Source organism: Streptomyces sp. NPDC001544 (assembly GCF_042894285.1).
Taxonomy (GTDB): Bacteria; Actinomycetota; Actinomycetes; order Streptomycetales; family Streptomycetaceae; genus Streptomyces.
This window is the reverse complement of record NZ_JBIAVN010000012.1, coordinates 16,184-34,756: the sequence shown is the minus strand read 5'-3', so window position 1 is coordinate 34,756 and position 18,573 is coordinate 16,184. Positions and strand designations below refer to the sequence as shown.

Annotated in this window: 18 protein-coding genes; 8 read left to right on the top strand and 10 right to left on the bottom strand. The window is 71.8% G+C overall.

From position 1 onward, the window contains the following. Positions 1 to 298: 298 nt before the first annotated feature. From ACFY0F_RS26995 to ACFY0F_RS26980, 4 genes are all read left to right on the top strand, one after another. Entirely contained in the window at positions 299 to 517 is a 219-nt protein-coding gene (locus tag ACFY0F_RS26995) for a ferredoxin (protein ID WP_388799380.1), read from the top strand. Next, on the top strand, positions 514 to 1,917 hold the full coding sequence (locus ACFY0F_RS26990; protein ID WP_388799377.1) for an NAD(P)/FAD-dependent oxidoreductase: 1,404 nt from the start codon (positions 514 to 516) through the stop codon (positions 1,915 to 1,917). The genes ACFY0F_RS26995 and ACFY0F_RS26990 overlap by 4 nt, the downstream gene beginning before the upstream one ends. A 62-nt stretch (positions 1,918 to 1,979) precedes the next feature. Then, positions 1,980 to 3,254 carry a cytochrome P450 gene (locus ACFY0F_RS26985; RefSeq protein WP_388799374.1) on the top strand — a complete coding sequence of 425 codons (1,275 nt, stop codon included), beginning with the start codon at positions 1,980 to 1,982 and terminating at the stop codon, positions 3,252 to 3,254. Between the two features lie 23 nt (positions 3,255 to 3,277). After that, a complete protein-coding gene (locus ACFY0F_RS26980) occupies positions 3,278 to 4,321 on the top strand; it encodes an NAD(P)-dependent alcohol dehydrogenase (protein WP_388799371.1) in 1,044 nt (347 codons plus the stop codon). A 21-nt stretch (positions 4,322 to 4,342) separates the two neighbouring features. On the opposite strand, the gene ACFY0F_RS26975 is transcribed toward ACFY0F_RS26980, so the two are convergent. Next, positions 4,343 to 4,753, bottom strand: a complete 411-nt coding sequence (locus ACFY0F_RS26975) for an aldo/keto reductase (RefSeq protein WP_388799368.1) — start codon at positions 4,751 to 4,753, stop codon at positions 4,343 to 4,345. Between ACFY0F_RS26975 and ACFY0F_RS26970 the strand changes: the two genes are divergently transcribed. Further along, on the top strand, positions 4,752 to 5,201 hold the full coding sequence (locus ACFY0F_RS26970; RefSeq protein WP_388799365.1) for a VOC family protein: 450 nt from the start codon (positions 4,752 to 4,754) through the stop codon (positions 5,199 to 5,201). The genes ACFY0F_RS26975 and ACFY0F_RS26970 overlap by 2 nt on opposite strands. Positions 5,202 to 5,247: 46 nt before the next feature. Beyond that, a complete protein-coding gene (locus ACFY0F_RS26965; RefSeq protein WP_388799362.1) occupies positions 5,248 to 6,486 on the top strand; it encodes an acetyl-CoA carboxylase biotin carboxylase subunit family protein in 1,239 nt (412 codons plus the stop codon). A 39-nt stretch (positions 6,487 to 6,525) separates the two neighbouring features. Here the strand turns inward: ACFY0F_RS26965 and ACFY0F_RS26960 are convergent, their stop codons facing one another. The 9 genes from ACFY0F_RS26960 to ACFY0F_RS26920 all read right to left on the bottom strand — a co-directional run bounded on the left by ACFY0F_RS26960 (position 6,526) and on the right by ACFY0F_RS26920 (position 16,273). After that, on the bottom strand, positions 6,526 to 7,797 hold the full coding sequence (locus tag ACFY0F_RS26960) for an MFS transporter (RefSeq protein WP_388799359.1): 1,272 nt from the start codon (positions 7,795 to 7,797) through the stop codon (positions 6,526 to 6,528). Positions 7,798 to 7,878: 81 nt separating this feature from the next. Further along, positions 7,879 to 8,016 carry a hypothetical protein gene (locus ACFY0F_RS26955; protein ID WP_388799356.1) on the bottom strand — a complete coding sequence of 46 codons (138 nt, stop codon included), beginning with the start codon at positions 8,014 to 8,016 and terminating at the stop codon, positions 7,879 to 7,881. Positions 8,017 to 8,178: 162 nt separating this feature from the next. Continuing rightward, positions 8,179 to 9,441 carry an ATP-grasp domain-containing protein gene (locus tag ACFY0F_RS26950; RefSeq protein ID WP_388799353.1) on the bottom strand — a complete coding sequence of 421 codons (1,263 nt, stop codon included), beginning with the start codon at positions 9,439 to 9,441 and terminating at the stop codon, positions 8,179 to 8,181. After that, the gene (locus ACFY0F_RS26945) at positions 9,438 to 10,718 is read right to left on the bottom strand and encodes an aspartate aminotransferase family protein (RefSeq protein WP_388799350.1); all 1,281 of its coding nucleotides are present in this window, start codon (positions 10,716 to 10,718) and stop codon (positions 9,438 to 9,440) included. Before ACFY0F_RS26945 ends, ACFY0F_RS26950 begins: the two co-directional genes overlap by 4 nt. Continuing rightward, a complete protein-coding gene (locus ACFY0F_RS26940; RefSeq protein ID WP_388799347.1) occupies positions 10,712 to 12,256 on the bottom strand; it encodes an amino acid adenylation domain-containing protein in 1,545 nt (514 codons plus the stop codon). The genes ACFY0F_RS26945 and ACFY0F_RS26940 overlap by 7 nt, the downstream gene beginning before the upstream one ends. Beyond that, a complete protein-coding gene (locus ACFY0F_RS26935; RefSeq protein WP_388799344.1) occupies positions 12,249 to 13,430 on the bottom strand; it encodes an acyl-CoA dehydrogenase family protein in 1,182 nt (393 codons plus the stop codon). Before ACFY0F_RS26935 ends, ACFY0F_RS26940 begins: the two co-directional genes overlap by 8 nt. Next, on the bottom strand, positions 13,427 to 13,690 hold the full coding sequence (locus ACFY0F_RS26930) for a phosphopantetheine-binding protein (RefSeq protein ID WP_388799341.1): 264 nt from the start codon (positions 13,688 to 13,690) through the stop codon (positions 13,427 to 13,429). The genes ACFY0F_RS26935 and ACFY0F_RS26930 overlap by 4 nt, the downstream gene beginning before the upstream one ends. A 16-nt stretch (positions 13,691 to 13,706) precedes the next feature. Next, positions 13,707 to 14,948 (bottom strand): pyridoxal phosphate-dependent aminotransferase, encoded by a 1,242-nt coding sequence (locus ACFY0F_RS26925; protein ID WP_388799819.1) that lies wholly within the window; start codon positions 14,946 to 14,948, stop codon positions 13,707 to 13,709. An 8-nt stretch (positions 14,949 to 14,956) separates the two neighbouring features. Beyond that, complete coding sequence (locus ACFY0F_RS26920; RefSeq protein ID WP_388799339.1) at positions 14,957 to 16,273, bottom strand: KamA family radical SAM protein; 1,317 nt, start codon at positions 16,271 to 16,273, stop codon at positions 14,957 to 14,959. A gap of 336 nt (positions 16,274 to 16,609) precedes the next feature. Here ACFY0F_RS26920 and ACFY0F_RS26915 point away from each other — a divergent pair, with 336 nt between their 5' ends. After that, complete coding sequence (locus ACFY0F_RS26915) at positions 16,610 to 17,329, top strand: thioesterase domain-containing protein (RefSeq protein WP_388799336.1); 720 nt, start codon at positions 16,610 to 16,612, stop codon at positions 17,327 to 17,329. Further along, on the top strand, positions 17,322 to 18,572 hold the full coding sequence (locus tag ACFY0F_RS26910; protein ID WP_388799333.1) for a glutamate-5-semialdehyde dehydrogenase: 1,251 nt from the start codon (positions 17,322 to 17,324) through the stop codon (positions 18,570 to 18,572). The genes ACFY0F_RS26915 and ACFY0F_RS26910 overlap by 8 nt, the downstream gene beginning before the upstream one ends. Position 18,573: the final 1 nt, after the last annotated feature.

The following is an 18,573-nucleotide window of genomic DNA, read 5'->3' as shown; positions in this document are numbered from 1 at the left end:
GATCGTGGAGAGGCGGGACGATTATTTTTTTAGGGCGCAACGGCCGGGGCGGACCTTGATGTCGACGCCGAGGTGTACCGGGCCCCTTCGAACCGTGACGCTCACCGCCGACAAGCGTCCCCGTCAGGGCAGTGACGCGGCGTAAAGGACCGAACCTGCTCAGCCGCCCGCCTCGGCCGGGCGACGGGCAGGACATCCGGCCGGGCCGCCCGACGGGAGGCTGGAGAACCGCCGCCTGGCTTCATGACCGTGCCGATGGTCGCCGTGGGGCGGGAGGCAGAGCGGAAGGAGTCTGCCCATGCGGATCGTCGTGGACCTGAACCGGTGTCAGGGATACGCGCAATGCGTGTACCTGGCGCACGAGACCTTCAGGTTGAACGGTCAGGAGGCGCTCACCTACGAGCCGAACCCGGATGACGAACGCGTCCCGCACGTGGAGCGGGCCGCAGCGGCGTGCCCGGTGCAGGCGATCATGATCGAGCGCCTGGACGGCGCGGACGGGAGCGCGACGTCATGACCTTGCGGGCAACGGTCGCGGAACTGGTGCGCGAGTTCAGGGCCGACGGCCGGATCGTCATCGTAGGTGCCTCCCTGGCCGGGCTGCGGGCCGCGGAAGCGCTGCGTGAGGAGGGCTTCACCGGTTCGCTGACCATCATCGGGGACGAGCCGTACGAGCCCTACGACCGCCCCCCGCTGTCCAAGCAGGTGCTCAAGGGCTGGGTGCCGGCCGACCACACCAAGCTGCCCCGCATGCGGGACGTGGCTGCCGACTGGCGACTCGGGACGGCCGCCACCGGGCTGGACCGGACCGCCAAGGAGGTACGGCTGGCCGACGGTGAGCAGATCCCGTACGACCGGCTGCTGATCGCCACGGGCACACGCGCGCGGCAGTGGCCGAACCCGGACGAAGCCGCCCTGGACGGGGTCCACACGATTCGCTCGCGTGACGACGCCGCCCAGCTGCAGAAGGCACTGGCCGCGCCGCCGTCACGGGTCATGGTCATCGGCGCCGGGTTCATCGGCTCGGAAGTGGCCTCCGTCTGCCGCGAACTGGACATCCCGGTGACCGTCGTCGAGCGGGGCGCGGCGCCGCTGGTCGGCGCGCTCGGCGGGGTGATCGGGGAGATCGCCGCGCAGATGCAGCGCGACCACGGTGTGGACCTGCGCTGTGGGCTGGGCGTGTCGTCCCTGGAGGGCGACTCCGCCGGACACGTGCGGCGCGCGCATCTGTCGGACGGATCCGTCGTCGACGCGGATGTGGTGGTGGCCTCGCTGGGGTCGATCCGCAACGTGGAATGGCTGGAGGGCTCGGGGCTGGCGGCCGGTTTCTGGGGTGTCGGATGCGACGCCGGTGGCCGTGCCTTCGACATCAACGGTGTCGTCACCGACAGCGTCTTCGTGGCCGGGGACGTGGCGCGAGCACCGCACGTGCTGTACGAGTACCAGTTCCTCGCGATGGAGCACTGGGACAACGCGGTGTACGGCGCCGAGGTCGCGGCCCACAACATGGTGAACCTGGAACCCCATTACCGCCCGCAGCTGCTGCTTCCCGGCTTCTGGTCCGGTCAGTTCGGTGTCAACATCAAGTCGGTCGGCGTGCCCCCCTTCGGTGACGAGATCGTCTTCACCCAAGGGTCCGTCGCGGAGCGCCGTTTCGCCGCCGCCTACGGTCACCGGGGCCGGATCGTCGCCGCCGTCACCTTCGACCACGGCAAGTGGCTGGAGTACTACGGGAAGCTGATCGAACGGTCCGGCCCGTTCCCGCCTCCGCCGCCGGGCTGGGACCATCCGTCCGACCCGAAGCCGATGCCGGCCGAGTTCCCGGAACGCGGTGCCCCTGGAGGAGTACCGGACGTCGTCCTGACCGGCCACGACCCGAGCGAGCGTACGGCCGAGTTCCGCGCTCGGCGCCACTGACGTGCCCGCCCGGTCGCGCCGGGCGGGCGGACAGCACCGACAGGAAGAAGGAGGGGAGCCTCGTGGTCGAGGAAACCCCCTGGCAGCAGGCCCTCCGCTACGCCAACCGCGCCAATCCGTACCCCTTCTACGAACAACTCCGCAACACACCGGTGGCGCGGCAGCCGGACGGCACCTATGTCGTCAGCACCTACCGGGAGATCGTCTCGCTGCTCCACGATCCCCGGGTCAGCTCGGATCCACGTAAGTGTCCGGTCCCGGCCGCGGCCCCGGCCGAGGGAGCGGCGGAGGCGGAGGCCGAGCCGATCACGGAGGCGGTCATCTCCTTGGAGCCGAACATCATCACTCAGGATCCACCCGAGCACGACCGGGACCGCCGGATGATGATGCCGCACTTCGTCGGCCCGCCCCCTTCCCCCGACCGGATCTCCCACCTGGAACCCGAGATCCGCCGCATCGTCGCCGGTCTCCTGGACGACATGGCGGGCAAGACCCGGATCGACGCCGTCGACGACTTCGCCTACCCCCTGCCGGTGACGGTGATCTGCAAGGTCCTGGGCGTGCCGCTGGAGGACGAGCCGCGCTTCCACCACTGGATCGAGACGGCCCTGGACGCTTTGGACTTCGGCCCCGAGGCCGCCTCTGAGGAGATGCAGAGCCGGCTGGCCGGGGGGCGGCAGGCCGTGCAGGCGTTCGGACAGTTCGCAGCAGATCTGCTCGATCGGTACGCCCGGCAGCCGGGCCCGGGCATGCTCTCGGAGATGGTGAACGAGAACGGCCACGAGGGACGGATGCCCAAGGGCATACTCGCGAGCAACTCCCTGCTCCTGATCTTCGCGGGACACGAAACCACGGTCAACCTCATCGCTCACAGCGTCCTCACCCTGCTGCGCCACCCCGACGCGCTCGAAAAGCTGCGCAGCCGGCCCGAGCTGATCGTGCCCGCCGTGGAGGAACTGCTGCGCTTCGAGTCGTCGGTCCAGTTCTGGCACACCCGCTCCGCCGTGGAGGACATCGACATCGCCGGCACCACCATCCCGAAGGGAGCGCCGATCTTCCTTGCCTACGGCTCGGCGAACCGGGACCCGCAGCGATTCACCGACCCCGACGCACTCGACCTCGAACGCCGCGACAACCAGCACCTCGGGTTCAGCCAGGGCATCCACTTCTGCTTCGGCGCACCGCTCGCCCGGCTCGAAGTCCAGGTGGCGGTCGCCGAGTTCGTCCGCCGGGTGCAGAACCCCCGGCTCGTCGAGGATCCGCCGCCGTACCGGCACAACCAGATCTTCCGGGGGCCGCGGCACGTCCTGGTCGACATCGACGGCATCCGCGACTGACTCCGCGCGCGTGGAGGATGACCATGCAGGCCTTTCGACTCGTCGGATGGCGGCAACCCCCCGAGCTGCACGAGGTGCCGATACCCGATCCGGGGCCGGGGCAGATCCTGGTGAAGGTCGGGGGTGCCGGGGCCTGCCACTCCGATCTGCACGTCATGGAGGCGCCCGCACCGCTGCCCGGCTTCACGGAACTGCCCTTGACGCTCGGCCATGAGAACGCGGGATGGGTGGAAAGCGTGGGGCCGGGTGTCACCGGGTTCGGGCCCGGAGACCCCGTGATCGTCTATGGCTGCTGGGGCTGCGGAGTGTGCTCGAACTGCCGCCGGGGTCGTGAGAACTACTGCCAGAACCTCGCCGGCCAGGGACCGGGCCTGGGCGGCGGTCACGACGGCGGCATGGCCGAGTACCTGCTGGTACCGGCGGCGCGGTACCTGATTCCGCTGGGCGCCCTCGACCCCCGCCAGGCCGCCCCGCTCACCGACGCCGGGCTGACGAGCTATCACGCCGTCAAGCGGTCGTTGCACCTGCTGGGGCCGGGCTCGACCGCGGTCGTGATCGGGGCCGGCGGCCTGGGCCAGCTGACCATCCAGATCCTGCGCGCGCTCAGCGCGGCGACCACCGTGATCGCCGTCGACACCGACGCCGGGAAACTCGACACCGCGGGGCACATGGGCGCCGACCTCGCCCTGCTCTCGGGCGACGAGACGACCACGCGCATCAGGGACGTCACGGGGCAGCAGGGCGCTGAGCTGGTCCTGGACATGGTCGGCATCGAACCGACCCTGCGGATGGCCGCCCAGGTGGCCCGGACACTCGGCCACCTGACCATCGTCGGCCTCGGCGGCGCGGCCCTCCCCGTCGACTTCTCCAGCCCGCCGCACGAGTGCTCGGTCGCCTCACCCTACTGGGGCTACCTCCCGGAACTGATGGAGGTGATCACCCTCGCCCAGCAGGACAAGATCAAGGTGCTGGTCGAGCACTTCCCCTTGGCACGCGCCGGCGAGGCGTACCAGCTCCTGCACGACGGCAAGATCCGAGGACGCGCCGTCATCACCCCGCACGACTGAGCCGCCCCGGTTCCACCTTTCCTACGTGTCGACCAGGGACATGTGGTGCTCGTTGTACCGGTCGCCCCGCACGCCTGTCCGGTCGGCCAGTGCGTCGAGGTCGGCCAGTTCGTCGGCGGAGAGCGGGAGCCGAGTGGCGCCGGTGTTCTCCTCGACGCGGGACAGGCGCCGCGTTCCGGGGATCGGCACGATCGACGGGTGCTGGGCGAGGAGCCAGGCGAGGGCCACCTGGCCGGGGGTCGCGCCCTTGGCCCGGGCGAGCGTCGCGACATGGTCCACGAGAGCCTGGCGCACCACCGAGCGGCCCGCGATCCCACGCCCCGTTCGGGCGCACGTCGGCGTGGACGCCGTGTCCGTCGAGCGGTGTTCTTCGGCGGAAGTTCCCCCGAGTGGCTCGTTCGGGCAGGGCCAGGCCGGGCACCTGGAGTCCATGACCGACGACGCAAGCCGCATCCGGCTGGTGCAGACCGTGCTGGACAGCACCGACGCCCGCAAACTCGCCGAGTTCTACCGGTCCCTGCTGGCGCTCGAGTACGCGGAGGGGGACGAGCCGCCGCCGGCCGGTCAGCCTGACGAGCACGGCAGGGACTGGCTCGTCCTGCGCAATCCCGGCGGTGGACCGCAGCTCGCCTTCCAACAGGTGGAGTGCCTGCGCGAACCGGACTGGCCCGACGGCCCGGTGCCCCAGCAGATGCACCTGGATCTGAGCGTCGCCTCGTTGGAGGAACTGCGCAACCAGCACGAGCGCGTGCTCGGCCTCGGCGGCAGCCTGCTCAGCAACCGGGACCGGCCGGATCCCGACGACGAGGAGCGCTTCCGTGTCTACCGGGACCCCGAGGGCCACCCGTTCTGCATCTTCGTCGCGGAGCGGGACGAGTAGCCCGCGGGAGTACGGTGGACGACGCGCGCACGGGTATCCGATGCCCATGACGACGGGACATCTGCTCGTGATCACGCCTGGTCTCCGCGCCTACCGCGAGTACCTGCTGCAGTCGATAAGCCGCGAGTTCCGCGTCCACCTGGTGGCGACCGAACCCCCCACGTGGGAACTGGCGTACACGGTCGGCCACACCGTGGTGGCCGACCTGTCAGACGTCGACGGACTCGTGCGGATCGCCCGGGCGGTGGACGCCGAACAGGCGCTGGACGGCGTCATCTGCTGGGACGAGACCTGGATCGAGCAGACCGCGCAGGTGGCCTCCGCCCTCGGACTGCCGGGAGGGGACCGGCGGTGCGTCGAGCGCTGCCGGGACAAGTACCGCACCCGTGCGGCCCTCGACGCCGGCCGGGTGCCCCAGCCGCGCTCGGTGCTCGTCCCCGGGCGCGAGGAGGCCCTCGCGGTGGCCGGGGACATCGGCTACCCGGTCGTCGTCAAGCCGCGGGCCCTCGCCGGGAGTTTCGGTGTGGTGCGGGCCGACTCTCCCGCCGGTCTGCTTCAGGCCGTCGAGTTCACGGAAGCGAGCGGCGAGTTGGCGCCCGACCTTCCGGCGCACGAACGGAACATCCTGGTCGAGGAGTTCGTCCGAGGTCCGGAGATCAGCGTCGACAGCGTCGTCCACCGCGGCACGGTGACCCCGGTCTGCCTGGCCCGCAAAGAGGTCGGCTTCGAGCCCTACTTCGAGGAGACCGGGCACGTCGTCGACCCGGACGACCCGTTGTGGTCCGACGGGACACTGGCGGAAGTGATCGTGCGCACGCACGCCGCGCTGGGCTTCACCGACGGTGTGACCCACACGGAGATCAGGCTGGCACCGTCCGGGCCGAAGGTCATCGAGGTGAACGCCCGGATCGGAGGAGGCATGATCCCCCTGCTGCACCTCATGGGCGGTGGCCCGGACCTCGGGCTCGCCGCCGCCGACGTCGCGTGCGGCAGACCGCCCAGGCTGCGGGCGGCCACCGGACACCGCCGGGTCGCCGCCATTCGCTTCTACTACCCGCCCAAGGAGGACTCCGTCATCGCGGACGTCCGCTTCGAGAAGTCGATGCTGCCGGAGCAGGTGGTGCGCTGCGGCCCCCTGGCGGCGGCGGGGGAGGTCAAGTCGCCCCCGCCTCGCGGACTGATGGACGGCCGGGTGGCCTACGCGATCGCCCTGGGCGCCGACGCGGCCACCTGCCGTGCCGCACTGGACGAGGCGGGCCAAGCCCTGCGGGTGGATGTGGCCTGAGACGGCCGGGCCCGGGGCGGCCGCCGGACCGCGGCCCGCTCAGGGCGTGCTCGCCGGAGTGGTCGCCCGGACCTCCTCGGGGGGCTCGGGGCGGAGCCTGTCCAGGCTGCGGACCTTGCGCAGCGGGGACAGGATCAGGAAGAGACTGGTGCTCAGCAGCCCCACCGTCCCCACCACCAGCGCCCCGCGCAGCCCCAGATGGGTGCCGAGCCAGCCCCCGAGCAGCGAGCCGACCGGTTTCATACCCAGGGCGACGAAGAGGTAGGCGGCGTTGGTGCGCCCCAGGAGCCGCTCCGGGGTGACCCTCTGGCGGATCGTCACGGTGTGCACGTTGCACGCGGTGATGCCGAAGCCCTGCACGAAGAAGGTGAGGGCGAAGAGAGGAGCCGCCCACGTGCCGCGGTGCGTGACCGGCAGCAGCAGCGGGGCCAGGTCGCCGATCACCGCGGCGACCACCAGGGTGCGGCCCAGACCCACCCGCTGGGCGAGACGGGCGGTGAACGCCGCTCCGAGCAGTGCACCCACGGCGCCGATGGACAGCATCAGCCCCAACGTCCCAGGACTCATGTCCAGTTCCTTCACCGCGAACAGGGTGAGTATCGTCAGGACGATCTGCCAGAACAGGTTGTAGCTGGCGGCCTCACCGAGGGTGGCCCGCAGGTAGGGGCTGGAGAAGGTGAAGCGGAACCCCTCGGACACCTGGGACCGTAACGGCGCGGGATCGACGCGGACGGCCTTCTCGTGCTTGCGTACCGCTGACACTCCCAGCGCGGAGGCCAGGTACGAGAGCGCGTCGGCGAGCAGGGCGAACGGCGCCCCGATGAGCTGCACCAGCACGCCGCCCAGCCCCGGCCCCCCGATCTCCGCCAGCGACTCGCTCGCCGTGAGGCGGGAGTTGGCGCCGGTCAGGTGTTCCGGCGGCACGATCGCCGGCAGGTACGAACGGTAGGCGATGGTGAAGAACACCCGCGCGGTTCCGGCCAGACAGGCCAGTGTCAGCAGGCGGCCGAACGTCAGCAGGTCCAGCGCCGCCAGCAGGGGGATGGCGCCGATCGACAGCGCCTGCCCCAGGCTGGAGAGGATCAGCACGCCGCGCCGCTGCCGCCGGTCGACCAGGATGCCGGCCGGCAGGCCGAGGACGACGTACGGGGCGAACGTCAGCGCGCCCAGCAGCCCCATCTGTGCGGGGTCGGCGTCGAGGGTGAGCACCGCGGTCAGTGGCATGGCCAGCTGGTACACCTGAGTTCCGACGAGCGAGACGGTCTCGCCCGCCCAGACGAAGTTGAAGTCCCTGCGCCAGCTTTCGGCCACGATGCTCCCTAGGTGTGGGTTCGCCGGTACCGCTCGGCGCCGTTCCCGGACGGGCGGTCCGGGAACGGCGGTGGGACTGTCTCAGTGCCCCGGTTCGACGTCGTGAAAGCCGAAGCCGTCCAGATGGCAGACTGTGGCGAAATCCTGCAGGAGGACGGAGCGGCACGGGTGGATCAGGCCCACCGCGACCGGTTCGCTCTCGTCGTCGATCGCGCGCACCAGGCGTTCGCCGGGTGCGATGCGCTGACCGAGGTCGGTCCATAGGAGGGCGGGACCTGTGGTGTGGACCGGACGCGGACGCAGTCGAGCCCGGCCTCGCGGAACGCCCTGCCCACCTTGTCGACGGCGCCGTGGGGATCGACGAGGGCGATCGCGCGTGGGTCACCCATGGTGTTCTCGCTCCACTTCGTAGAAGCCGTACCCGTCGAGGTAGCAGACGGTCTGGAAGTCCTTCTCCACCGTTGCGGCGTCGGCGTGCGCCAGACCGATCACAAGGGGCTCGCTGCTGTCGTCGACCGTGCGGCACAGCTGCTGTCCGGGGGTGACCCGCAGGGCCATGCCCTGGTAGCTGTCGAGTCGTTCCACCTCGCCGAGCAGCGGGTACGACACGAGGCGGCCCTCCATTGGGGAGGCGAGGAACGCCATCGCGGCGTGACCGTCCCTGCGGTAGGGGGAGTCGGCGTCGGCGAGGAAGGCATCCGGGTCCGTGTACGCCTGTACCGTGCGGTCGATCTGCGACTCACCGGTGACGAGGACGGCGTACCGGGCGACGTCCGCACCGCACAGGCGGGCGCCGAGCTCCACCAGGCGAGGGCCGTCGGAGGTCATGATGATCTCGAGATGAGCGGGCCCGTGGGCGATGCCGAGGGCGTCGAGCACCGAGAAGGCGTACTCCCGCAGCCGGCTCCAGCGCGGGTCCGACGGCGGCAGCGAAAGGATTCCGTTGATCCGGTCCCGGACGCCGTTGACGTTGATCTTCTGGTAGCGCCAGGTGTCGGTGACGCGATGGCGGCCGTCCCGGCTGACGGTGTTGACCACGAACTCCGTGCCGGACAGGTACTCCTGCGCCACCACCCCCTCGTTGCGCAGGTCGAAGGCGTTGACGGCGCCGCTGACCCGCTCGTAGGCGGCGACGGACTCGGCCGGGCTGTCGCAGACGCTCACCCCGTCATTGCGTGCGCTGCGGACCGGTTTGACCACGACCCGCCCGCCCAGCCGCGCGTGCCACGCTTGCAGTTGCGCGGCGTTCTCGACCGTCAGCTGACGTGCCGTGGGCAGGCCGGCCGCCGCCACGGTCCGCGTCTGCACATCCTTGGTGCGCCGGGCGTGACTGAGCGCGGTGCCGTTGCCCGGCAGGCCGGTGGCCTCGCACAGGGCGTCGGCGAGTTCGACGCCCTGCTCGGCTCCGGCGATCACCGCGGTCGGCCGGTACTCGGCCAGCAGCGTGGCGGTCGCCGCGACGTCGCCGGTGTGGACGAGGTTGTCGACGTACGGGCCGAGATCCAGGTCACTGCGGTAGTGGGCGGGTATGTCGACGGTGCTCTGCACCCGCACGCAGTCGTGCCCGGCGGCGCCGAACGCCTTCACCAGCCGGGCGGCCGAAGCGAAGCCGTCGACGACCGCGACGACGTGACGCCCGGTCACGAGCCGTACCCGGTGACGGTGCGCAAGGCGGTCGTCAACCGCTCCACGAGCTCGTCGGCCTCCTCCTCGCCCAGCACGAGCGGGGGCATCAGCACGAGCGTGTTGTTGGTGCTGGTCAGCAGCAGACCGGCGGCCTTGCAGGCGTTGCGCACCCGGGCCATCTCGCTCTCACCCGGACGGCCCGACTCCCGGCGCAGCTCGACGCCGATCATCAACCCTTCGCCGCGCACATCGTGGATCAGCGGGATCTCCTCGGCCGCCGCGCGCAGTCGCCGGCGGATCTGCGCCCCGGTGGTCCGCACCCGCTCCAGCAGCGTGCCGTCGGCCAGTTCCTCCAGGACGGCCAGCCCGGCGGCCATGGCGGCGGGGTGACCGTCGGCGGTGCAGCCGTGCGGGAAGACGTACTCCGGACGGGAGACGGCCTCGTCGAAGACGGCGTCCGAGCAGACCAGCGCGGCCAGCGGGAAGTAGCCGGAGGTGATGCCCTTGCCCAGCACCAGCATGTCGGGCAGGACTTCGTGCGAGGCCATGACCGACATCGCACCCGTCCGGCCGAACCCCGTGGTGACCTCGTCGGCGATGAGGTGGATGCCGTGCCGGTCGCACAGTTCCCGGATCCGGGCGAGGGCTCCTTCGGGGGCGGGCAGGACGTCGGTGCCCATGATCGGCTCCATGATCACGGCGGTGATGTTCTCCGGTCCGCGCCGCTCCACGGCCCGTTCGAGGGCGTCCAGGTCCCAGGGCCGGACGTGGTGCACCTCCGGGGCGAGCGGGGCCTGCAGCGCGTGCATCTGCCGCTCGCCGGTGAGCGCGCCGGCCAGCCCCCCGGTGCCGTGGTAGCCGTTGGTGAAGGCGAGGACCTTGACGCGCTGCGTCTCGCCGCGGACCTTGCGCACGAAGCGCGACATGAGCACCGCGGCGCTGGTCATCTGGGAGCCGGTGCTGCCGAAGCGCACATGGTTGAGGGGGTCGGGCAGTTCGGCGACCAGTCGGCGGGCATAGCGCAGGCAGACGTCGGCCGGCTCGTGGTAGCGGATGATCTGGGCCACCGGCAGCCGGCGGAGCTGCTCGGTGACGGCGTCCACGATCCGCTCGCAGCTGTAGCCGAGGGTCGTGTTCCACATCGCCGCCCGCGCGTCCAGGTACCAGGTGCCGGTGGCGTCCTGCAGGCGGCAGCCCTTGCCCTGCACGACGGCGGTGTCGTCGAAGCCGCCGTCCTGGACGGTCCGCGGCGTGAGGGAGTTGTGCCAGAGTGCGTCGTGGTCGTTCCTCAGCATGCCAGCGTCTCCAGCTTCTTGCGGTCGAGCTTGCCGTTGTCGTTGAGCGGGAAGCGGTCGATCCGCAGGAACCGGCCCGGGACCATGTAGGCCGGCAGCCGGCCCGCCACCCATCCGGCCAGTTCGGCCATCGGCACCGAGGCGCCCACGTAGAGGGCCTTGAGATCGGTGCCGTCGAAGAGGACGGCGGCGTCCTCGACGCCGGGGTGGCTGCCGAGGGCCGCCTCGACCTCGCCCAGTTCCACGCGGTAGCCGTGGACCTGGACCTGGGCGTCCAGCCGGCCGAGGTGGGTCAGCACCCCGTCCTCCTCCACGACCCGGTCGCCGGTGCGGTACCACAGCCGCGCCGCCGGGGCGTCGTGCGTGTCGTGGATGCGGGCGACGGCGCCGGGCTCCCAGTCGAGGAAGCGGCCGGCGTTGTTCGCCGGGTCCAGGTATCCGGCGAAGCGCTGCACGCCGCGTACGCACAGCTCGCCCTCGGCCGCGGGCCTGCCCGTCTCGTCGAGGACGACGTGCTCCAGGTGCGGCAGGCGGTGGCCGATCGGGACGGAGGCGTTGCGGGTCTCGGGCCAGTCGGCCGGGTCGGCCGGCAGCCGGTGGGCGGTGCAGGTGACGGTGAGTTCGGTGGGGCCGTACAGGTTCTCGATGACCGCCCGCGGCGCCGCCCGGTGCCAGGCGGCCGCCTGCTTGAGGGTCAGCTGCTCTCCCGCGAACAGCCCCCATCGCAGGTCCGGGAGGCACCCGGCCGGCAGCCTGCGCATGCGTGCGGCCAGCGAGACCACCGACGGCACGGAGAACCAGTGCGTGAGCCGGTTCGCCCGGGCGAAGGCGGCCGGGTCGGCGAGGTCCGCCCGCTGCGGTACGACCAGGGTGGCGCCGCCGGCCCAGGTGACGAACATGTCGAACACGGACGGGTCGAAGGTCAGGTCGAAGGTCTGGCTCAGCCGGTCGTCCGGAGTGACCTCGTAACGCTCCACCTGGTGGGCGATATAGGGGAGCACGTTGCCGTGCGCGATGGGCAGGCCCTTGGGAACACCCGTGGAGCCCGATGTGAAGAGGATGTACGCGGGGGCCTCGCCGGCGGACGGTGACGCTGCCGCGTCATCCGGCCCGGCCGCGGTCCAGCCCGACGCCGGCGCAGCGCGGTGCCCCGACGGCGTGCCGTCCGCCGTCGCCAGGGCGAGCGGGACCGCGCTCTCGCGCATCAGGTCCCGCAGCGTGGTGTCGGTGAGCACGGTTCGCAGACCGGCCCGGGCGGCGATCGCGGCGTTGCGCGGCGCGGGGAAGACCGGGTTCAGCGGGACCACGGTCGCCCCGGTGCGCAGGACGGCCAGATATCCGGCGTACGCCAGGGGGGAGCGGGAGGCCAGCAGTCCGACGCGCGCTCCCGGCGGGACCGGGCCGAGGTGGGCGGCGAGGCGTTCGGCGGCCCGGGCCAGCTCCCGGTAGGTGAGGGTCACGCCGGCCACGCTCAGGGCGGGCCGGTCCGGGTGCCGCCGTGCGCTTTCGGCGAACAGGTCGAACAGCGAGTCAGACATGGCGGACCTCCCGGTCCATCAGGGCCAGCACGCCGTCCGCCGCGTGCAGCCGGTCGTTGCTGTAGTTCAGCGGGGCGGACCGCAGGTCGCGCAGCGTCCGCTCGAGGCCGGTCGGCGAGTCGCGCAGGTAGCCGTGCCGCATGCCCATCAGGTCCGTCAGCTCGTCGGCGGCCGCCGGGCACAGCTCGGACGCGGTCAGTTTCACCGCGTTGACGAGGAGCTGCACGGGCGCACTCGTGGTGTCCTCGGCCGAGGCGAGGACCGATGCGGTGTGTGTGATCAACGCGTGCACGGTGTCCAGGCGTTGGCGGACCCGCGAGAGGCGGGTGAGCAGCAGCGGCGAGTCCAGGTCGTAGCGGCGCCGCTCGGCCCGCAGCAGGGTCACGACGCGCTGCAGCGCGCCGTCGGCGGCGCCCTGCCAGCACGCCGCCCAGCCGAGATGCGCCAGTGGCGCGAAGGTGCGTACCGCGATGTCCCGGAACGCCCCGTGCTCACCGATGACCTGGTCACGGGGAATCTCGCCGGCCAGGTGCAGGGGCGCGCTGTGGGTCGCGCGCATGCCCATCGGGTTCCAGTCCCCCCTTGCCGTGACGGCGAGTTGATCGCGGTCGGCGTAGACCAGCGACAGCTGGGACGGGGACGTGGCGTCGGGCGCCAGGGCGGTGATGAGGAATCCGTCGGCGTGGCTGCCTCCGGTCACCACGGGGGCGAAGCGGTCCACACGGACGGTGGAGTCGTCGCCGGCCGTCAGCGAGGACCCGGAGGAGAGCAGGTGTCCGCCGGTGGCGGCCTCGGTGGTCACCGAGGCCAGGTAGAGCTCGCCGCGGACGATGCGGGGCAGCAGCCGCTCCCGGAGGGCGCCGCCGTCCCGGACGACGGCGGCGACCTGCTGGCAGTGCATGGCGAAGATCATGCCGACGGACATGCAGGTGCGGGAGAGACGGCCGCACACGGCCAGCAGGTCGGCCGTGCCGCCGCCGGGGCCGCCGTCCTCGGCGGGCACCAGGAGCCCGAGCAGGCCGGTGCGGCGCATGGCCTGAAGCGCCTCGGCGGGGAAGCGCGCCTCGCGGTCGCAGGCCTCGGCGTGTCGGGCGGCCTCCCGCTCGACCTCGGACACGGCACGTTCGAGGTCGGCGGGTTGCCACGCCGTGCGGGGGAGGTCGGTGACGGTCATCCCGGCACCCCTGCGCGCAGGGTCCGCTCGAAGAGGGCGATGAGCGTGTCCAGGCGGCTGAGGTTGTCCGGGGTGAGTTCGCTCGCCTCGACCTCGGTGTCGAGTTCCTCCTCGACCCGCTCGACGATCTCCACGATGCGGAAGGAGCTGAACGTGGGCAGTTGGGTCAGCGCGGTGGTGCTGTACAGGTCGGCCTGGTCGACGCCGAGGACCTCGGCGGTGATGCCGGTGACGACCGCGCGGACGTCGGGTGTCTCCATGTTGTCTCCCGGGTGGTCAGGCGCCGAGTTTGGCGAAGCCTTCTGCGACGCGGACGAGGACGTCGGCGACGTGCGGCAGGGCAAGCGGGTCGGGGGCCGCGAGGGCGGCCTCCTGCTCCTCGTCGGTGTCGCCGTAGAGCATGCTGGTGGCGGCTTTGAAGCGCAGCGCGCCGGGATCGTCTCCGAGGTGGTGGCCCGCGAGGACGGCCAGGCCGTACTCGTCCAGCAGGTGCCGGGCCAGCGCCGCCGATCCGTCCACCCCTCGCTGCGCCAGCGCCTCGCGCCGCGGCTCGAAGTCGGGGTAGACGTAGAACGCTCCGGTGGGCGGCCGGCAGGTGGCGCCGGCGGCGACCGCCGCGGCGTGCACGGCACGGGCCACGGCTCCGTGCAGTCGTGCGCTCGCCGCCAGCCGCTGCCTGATCTCGGGCGGGTCGCCGAAGGCGTATGCGGCGACCTGCTGCATGGGGCCCGCCAGCGTGGACCACATGTCGCTGGCCACGGCGACCAGTCGGTCGCGCAGTTCGCGTCCCGGGGCGCCGGGAGGCACCCGCAGGCCGCCGATGCGCCAGCCGCCGAGCGCCAGGGACTTGGACAGCCCCGTGGTCACCACGGTGCGGTCGGGGGCCACTTCGGCGGGGCTGAGGAAGGGGGCGTCGGGCCGGTGCATGACGTCGCGGTAGATCTCGTCCGAGACGACGACCAGGTCCTCCGCCTCGGCGATCCGGCACACCCGCTCGATCAGCCCGGCGGTGGCGAGCGTGCCGGTCGGGTTGTCGGGGAGCGTGAGCACGACGATGCGCGGGTCGCCCCCCGTGCGGCGGGCGCGCTCGATGGTCTCCGGCAGGACGTCCGGGTCGGGGATGCCACCACAGCATGCGGGGATCGGGACGCCGTACACGTTCTTCCCGGCCATGCGGGCCTGCGGCTCGTAGGAGTTCCAGCTGGGACGCGGCAGGAGCACGTCCCCGGGCAGCACCACGTTCAGTGCCATGAGCAGGGGCTTGCTGCCGGGGCCGAGCAGGACGTCCCGCGGGCCGGTGGGCAGGCCACGGCGTTCGAAGTAGCCGGCGAGCGAGGCGAGGGCGTCGGGCGCTCCGGCCACGGGCCCGTAGGCGTTGCGGTGGGCGCCGACGCGCAGTTGCTCCACCAGGGGGGCGAAGGCGGGCAACCGGGACTCGCCGAAGCCGAGGTGGACGACGGACCGGCCCTCGGCCCGTAGCCGCGCGACCTCTTCGTTGAGGGCGAGGTTGGGGGACATCGAGGCGTTCACGGCCGCAGCGCCTCCCGGATGTCCTGCGGCGTGTCCGCCGCGATCTCCAGGTCGCCGAGCCAGGTGGCGCTGGGGTCGTAGTGCGCCCGGAACGGGCGGCCGACCAGGGCGGGGTTGCGGGCCTGGGCCAGCCGCAGCTGGAAGTACCGGTCCGCGCCGACGGTCTCGACGCCGTCCACCACGACCTTGCCGGGCGTCGTGGACATCACCGGGCCACGCACGGTGCGGGCGAGTCCCGGCAGGGTGCGATAGGCGGTGTGGAAGATCTCCATCGCGCGGGCCAGCGGCACCTTGAAGTAGTCGTAGGGGCCGGTGTCGCGTTCGACGAACATGTAGTACGGGACAGCGCCGAGCGCCAGTTCGGACTTCCACATGGAGGCCCAGGTCTCCGCGTCGTCGTTGATGTGCGCGACCATCGGAGCCTGGCAGTAGACCACGGCTCCCGTGGCCCGGATCCGCCGCACGGCCTCGGCCACCCGGGCGGTGCGCAGCTCACGTGGGTGCGTGAAGTGGGCCATGACGGCGACCTGCTTGCCCGCGGCCGCAATTCGCTCGAAGAGCCGCAGCAGCGGGTCGGCGTCCGCGTCGCTCACGAAGCGCTGCGGCCAGTAGGCCAGTGACTTGGTGCCGATACGGACGGTGTTGACGCTCTCCACGCCGAGCAGGGGCCCCAGGTGCCCGGTGAGGCGGTCGGTGCTCATCACCATCGGGTCACCCCCCGTCACCAGGACGTCGCTGACCTCGGGGTGATCGTGCAGGTAGCGGACGAGCCGGTCCGGGCCGGGGGTGGCGAAGCGCAGGGCCGGGTCGCCCACGAACTGCGCCCACCGGAAGCAGTAGGTGCAGAAGGAGTGGCAGGACTGTCCCTGCGTGGGGAAGTACAGCACCGTCTCGCGGTACTTGTGCTGCAGGCCGGCCAGTCGTTCGCCCTCGTGCACCGGCACGTTGTACTCGCGCTGCCCGGACGGATGGGGGTTGAGTCCGGCGCGTATCCGTGTGACTTCGGCGGCCATCTCGCGCTTGGTCGCCCCGGAGCGCACGAGCGACTCCAGTGAGCGCTCGTCCTCTTCCGGAAGCATGCCACGCTGGGGGAAGACCAGGCGGAAGAGCGGGTCCTGGGCCGGGTCCGTCCAGTCGATCAGCTCGTCGAGCACGTACTCGTTGACGCGGAACGGCAGGACGTGCGCCAGCAGGGCGATGCCGTCCCGTAGTTCCGGGGAGAGTCCGTAGCGCCGGACGACGTCGTCGATCTGCCGCGGACCGAAGGCACGGAAGCGGTTCGTGCCGACCGGCTGGTCGAGCATCAGTGTCATGCGGGGTCCCTCTGCATTCGGCGGAATAGCTGGGAGACGACGGCCGGCCCTTGTCGGCGGTCGTGGCGTCGAGCGCCGATTACCCGGCTGGGATTCGTTGATTCGAGTTCGTTTCCGAGACCATAAATGCCTCGTATGGCGCCGATAAGAGTGCCGCATTCCGCCTGCCGGCCTGCCTTTATAACGTCCGCGACCGCGGGCGATAAGAGTCCTCTATGGGGAGGCAACGGAATTCGTTTGAAAGGTGGGAGGTGCGGAAGTCGCTTCTCGTCAATGCCAATGAGTGCGGAAGGAAAGATCATCGATGATCGGTTGCCCGCGCCGCGGACGCACACCATGAGCCGCGCGGACGTCGCCCAACCGGTGCTCATGCCGATGGGCCGGCCCCGGCCCGGGACGTGCAGCGTCCTCGTCCACGCCGCAGGCGGTGGCGTCGGGGCCTACACGGGCGTCGGGTTCGCCCTGCGCCGGTACGGCCCGGTACACGCCTTGCGCGGGTTCGGGCTGGCGCCGGGGGAGGAGCCGGACCGCAGCGTCACCGCCATGACGGACCGCTACTGGTCCCTGCTGCCGGAACTCCCCGAGCCCCCACAGCTGTTGTTCGGCTGGTCACTCGGCGGCGTCGTCGCCTGGGAGCTGGCCGCCCGACTGGCCGAGGAGGGGCGGCGGCCCAGGGTCGTGATGGTCGACAGCCCCGCCGCCCGCATCGACCGGGACCCGGCGGCCGCACGGCGGTGGCGCGAGCGGGTCCACGCCTCCCTCGCCGCCGACGACAGCGGCGTCCCCGCCGGCCGGGTCGCCGCGACCGCCGAAGCGCACCTGGACGCCGTCGTCTCCTACCGGGCCGAGGCCCGCCACGACTGCCCCACCCTGCTGATGCCGTGCGAGGACGAGGAGAACGACGAACACCTGGCGGTCTGGCGCGAGGTGGCCACGAACCTGACCGTGCGGCCGCTGCCCGGCGACCACTTCACCGCCTTCGACGGCGAGCGGCTGCCCCTTCTCCTGGACCACCTCGGATCCTTCCTCACCAGCACGGAGGAACAGCATGTCTGACGGCCTCCTGAGCCGGGCCCGCGCGGCGTTCGACGCGGCCCCGCCCGTGGGTGACCCCGCCTACGACCAGTACTGCCGTCTCCTCGGCGAGGAACTCGTCTCCCGCTGGCCGCAGATCGCCAGGGCCAACGCGGCGGACGTCGCCGCGGCCCAGCGGCTCGGCATGCCGCCCACGCTGGTGGAGCGGCTGCGCCTGACCGACCTCCACCGGGACCGGATGGTCGAGCTCACCGCGATGACCCGGGACGAACTGCGGACGGTGCGCGAGACCGAGGTGCCCGTCTCCGGCGCGGCGCGGCACATCCACCGCGTCCCGCGGCCACTCGGTGTCGTCCTGATGGTCTACGAGGCGCGGCCCACCGTCACCGTGGACGGCGCCCTGCTCCCGGTCGCCGTCGGGAACGCCGTGCTGCTGCGCGGCGGCAAGGAGACGGCAGCCACCAACGCCGCCCTCGAACGGGCCGCGCACGCCGCGCTCACCCGAGCGGGACTGCCCGTGGGCCTCGTCACGGTGCTGGACGACCCGCAGCGCCGGCTGCTGCGGGCCCTGCTGAAGCGGCCCGACCAGGTGGACGTGCTCATCCCACGCGGCAGTCCCGCGCTCGTGGAGTACTGCCGCACCAGTGCCATCCCGTTGATCGCGAGCGGCGGCGGCGTCAACCACCTCTATGTCCACCGCAGCGCCGACCTGGACCTCGCCGTGCGCGCCACGCTGGACAGCAAGCTGCCCGAGCCGGCCGGCTGCACCTCCGTGGAGACACTGCTGCTCGACCGCGCCGTCGCCCGGGACTACCTGGAGGCCCTGGCGCGCGGGCTGGCGGGCCGTGAGACCGACCTGACCCTGCACACGGCCCCCGAACTGGACGCTCTCGTCCCCTCCGCGCTCAAGACCGAACCGCTCGCCGCGCACGATCTGGGCCGGGAGTTCCTCGACCCGGTCGTCGCCGTCGTGCCGGTCGACGACGAGAACGCCGCACTGGACCACGTCCGCCGCCACGGCTCCGGGCACACCGAGGGCGTCATCGCCCGGGACCGGCACGTCATCGACGCCTTCCGCCGCCGCGCCGACGCCGCGATGGTGGTGGTCAACGGCTCACTGCGGCTGCACGACGGCCCGACCCTCGGTCTGGGCACCGAGATCGCCATCGCCACCGGCCGTCTGCACGTACGCGGTCCCGTGACGCTCGGCGCACTGGTCACCCACAGCTACGTGACCGACGGCGCCGGCGCCCTGCGCGGCTGAC

Excerpts from the sequence above, each read along its gene's own strand:
- ACFY0F_RS26970 (WP_388799365.1), top strand. The coding sequence starts at position 4,752 with ATGACCGACGACGCAAGCCGCATCCGGCTGGTGCAGACCGTGCTGGAC.
- ACFY0F_RS26945 (WP_388799350.1), bottom strand. The coding sequence starts at position 10,718 with ATGCTGAGGAACGACCACGACGCACTCTGGCACAACTCCCTCACGCCG.
- ACFY0F_RS26910 (WP_388799333.1), top strand. The coding sequence starts at position 17,322 with ATGTCTGACGGCCTCCTGAGCCGGGCCCGCGCGGCGTTCGACGCGGCC.
- ACFY0F_RS26990 (WP_388799377.1), top strand. The coding sequence starts at position 514 with ATGACCTTGCGGGCAACGGTCGCGGAACTGGTGCGCGAGTTCAGGGCC.
- ACFY0F_RS26920 (WP_388799339.1), bottom strand. The coding sequence starts at position 16,273 with ATGACACTGATGCTCGACCAGCCGGTCGGCACGAACCGCTTCCGTGCC.
- ACFY0F_RS26975 (WP_388799368.1), bottom strand. The coding sequence starts at position 4,753 with ATGGACTCCAGGTGCCCGGCCTGGCCCTGCCCGAACGAGCCACTCGGG.
- ACFY0F_RS26925 (WP_388799819.1), bottom strand. The coding sequence starts at position 14,948 with ATGTCCCCCAACCTCGCCCTCAACGAAGAGGTCGCGCGGCTACGGGCC.
- ACFY0F_RS26935 (WP_388799344.1), bottom strand. The coding sequence starts at position 13,430 with ATGACCGTCACCGACCTCCCCCGCACGGCGTGGCAACCCGCCGACCTC.
- ACFY0F_RS26980 (WP_388799371.1), top strand. The coding sequence starts at position 3,278 with ATGCAGGCCTTTCGACTCGTCGGATGGCGGCAACCCCCCGAGCTGCAC.
- ACFY0F_RS26930 (WP_388799341.1), bottom strand. The coding sequence starts at position 13,690 with ATGGAGACACCCGACGTCCGCGCGGTCGTCACCGGCATCACCGCCGAG.
- ACFY0F_RS26915 (WP_388799336.1), top strand. The coding sequence starts at position 16,610 with ATGAGCCGCGCGGACGTCGCCCAACCGGTGCTCATGCCGATGGGCCGG.
- ACFY0F_RS26995 (WP_388799380.1), top strand. The coding sequence starts at position 299 with ATGCGGATCGTCGTGGACCTGAACCGGTGTCAGGGATACGCGCAATGC.
- ACFY0F_RS26940 (WP_388799347.1), bottom strand. The coding sequence starts at position 12,256 with ATGTCTGACTCGCTGTTCGACCTGTTCGCCGAAAGCGCACGGCGGCAC.
- ACFY0F_RS26965 (WP_388799362.1), top strand. The coding sequence starts at position 5,248 with ATGACGACGGGACATCTGCTCGTGATCACGCCTGGTCTCCGCGCCTAC.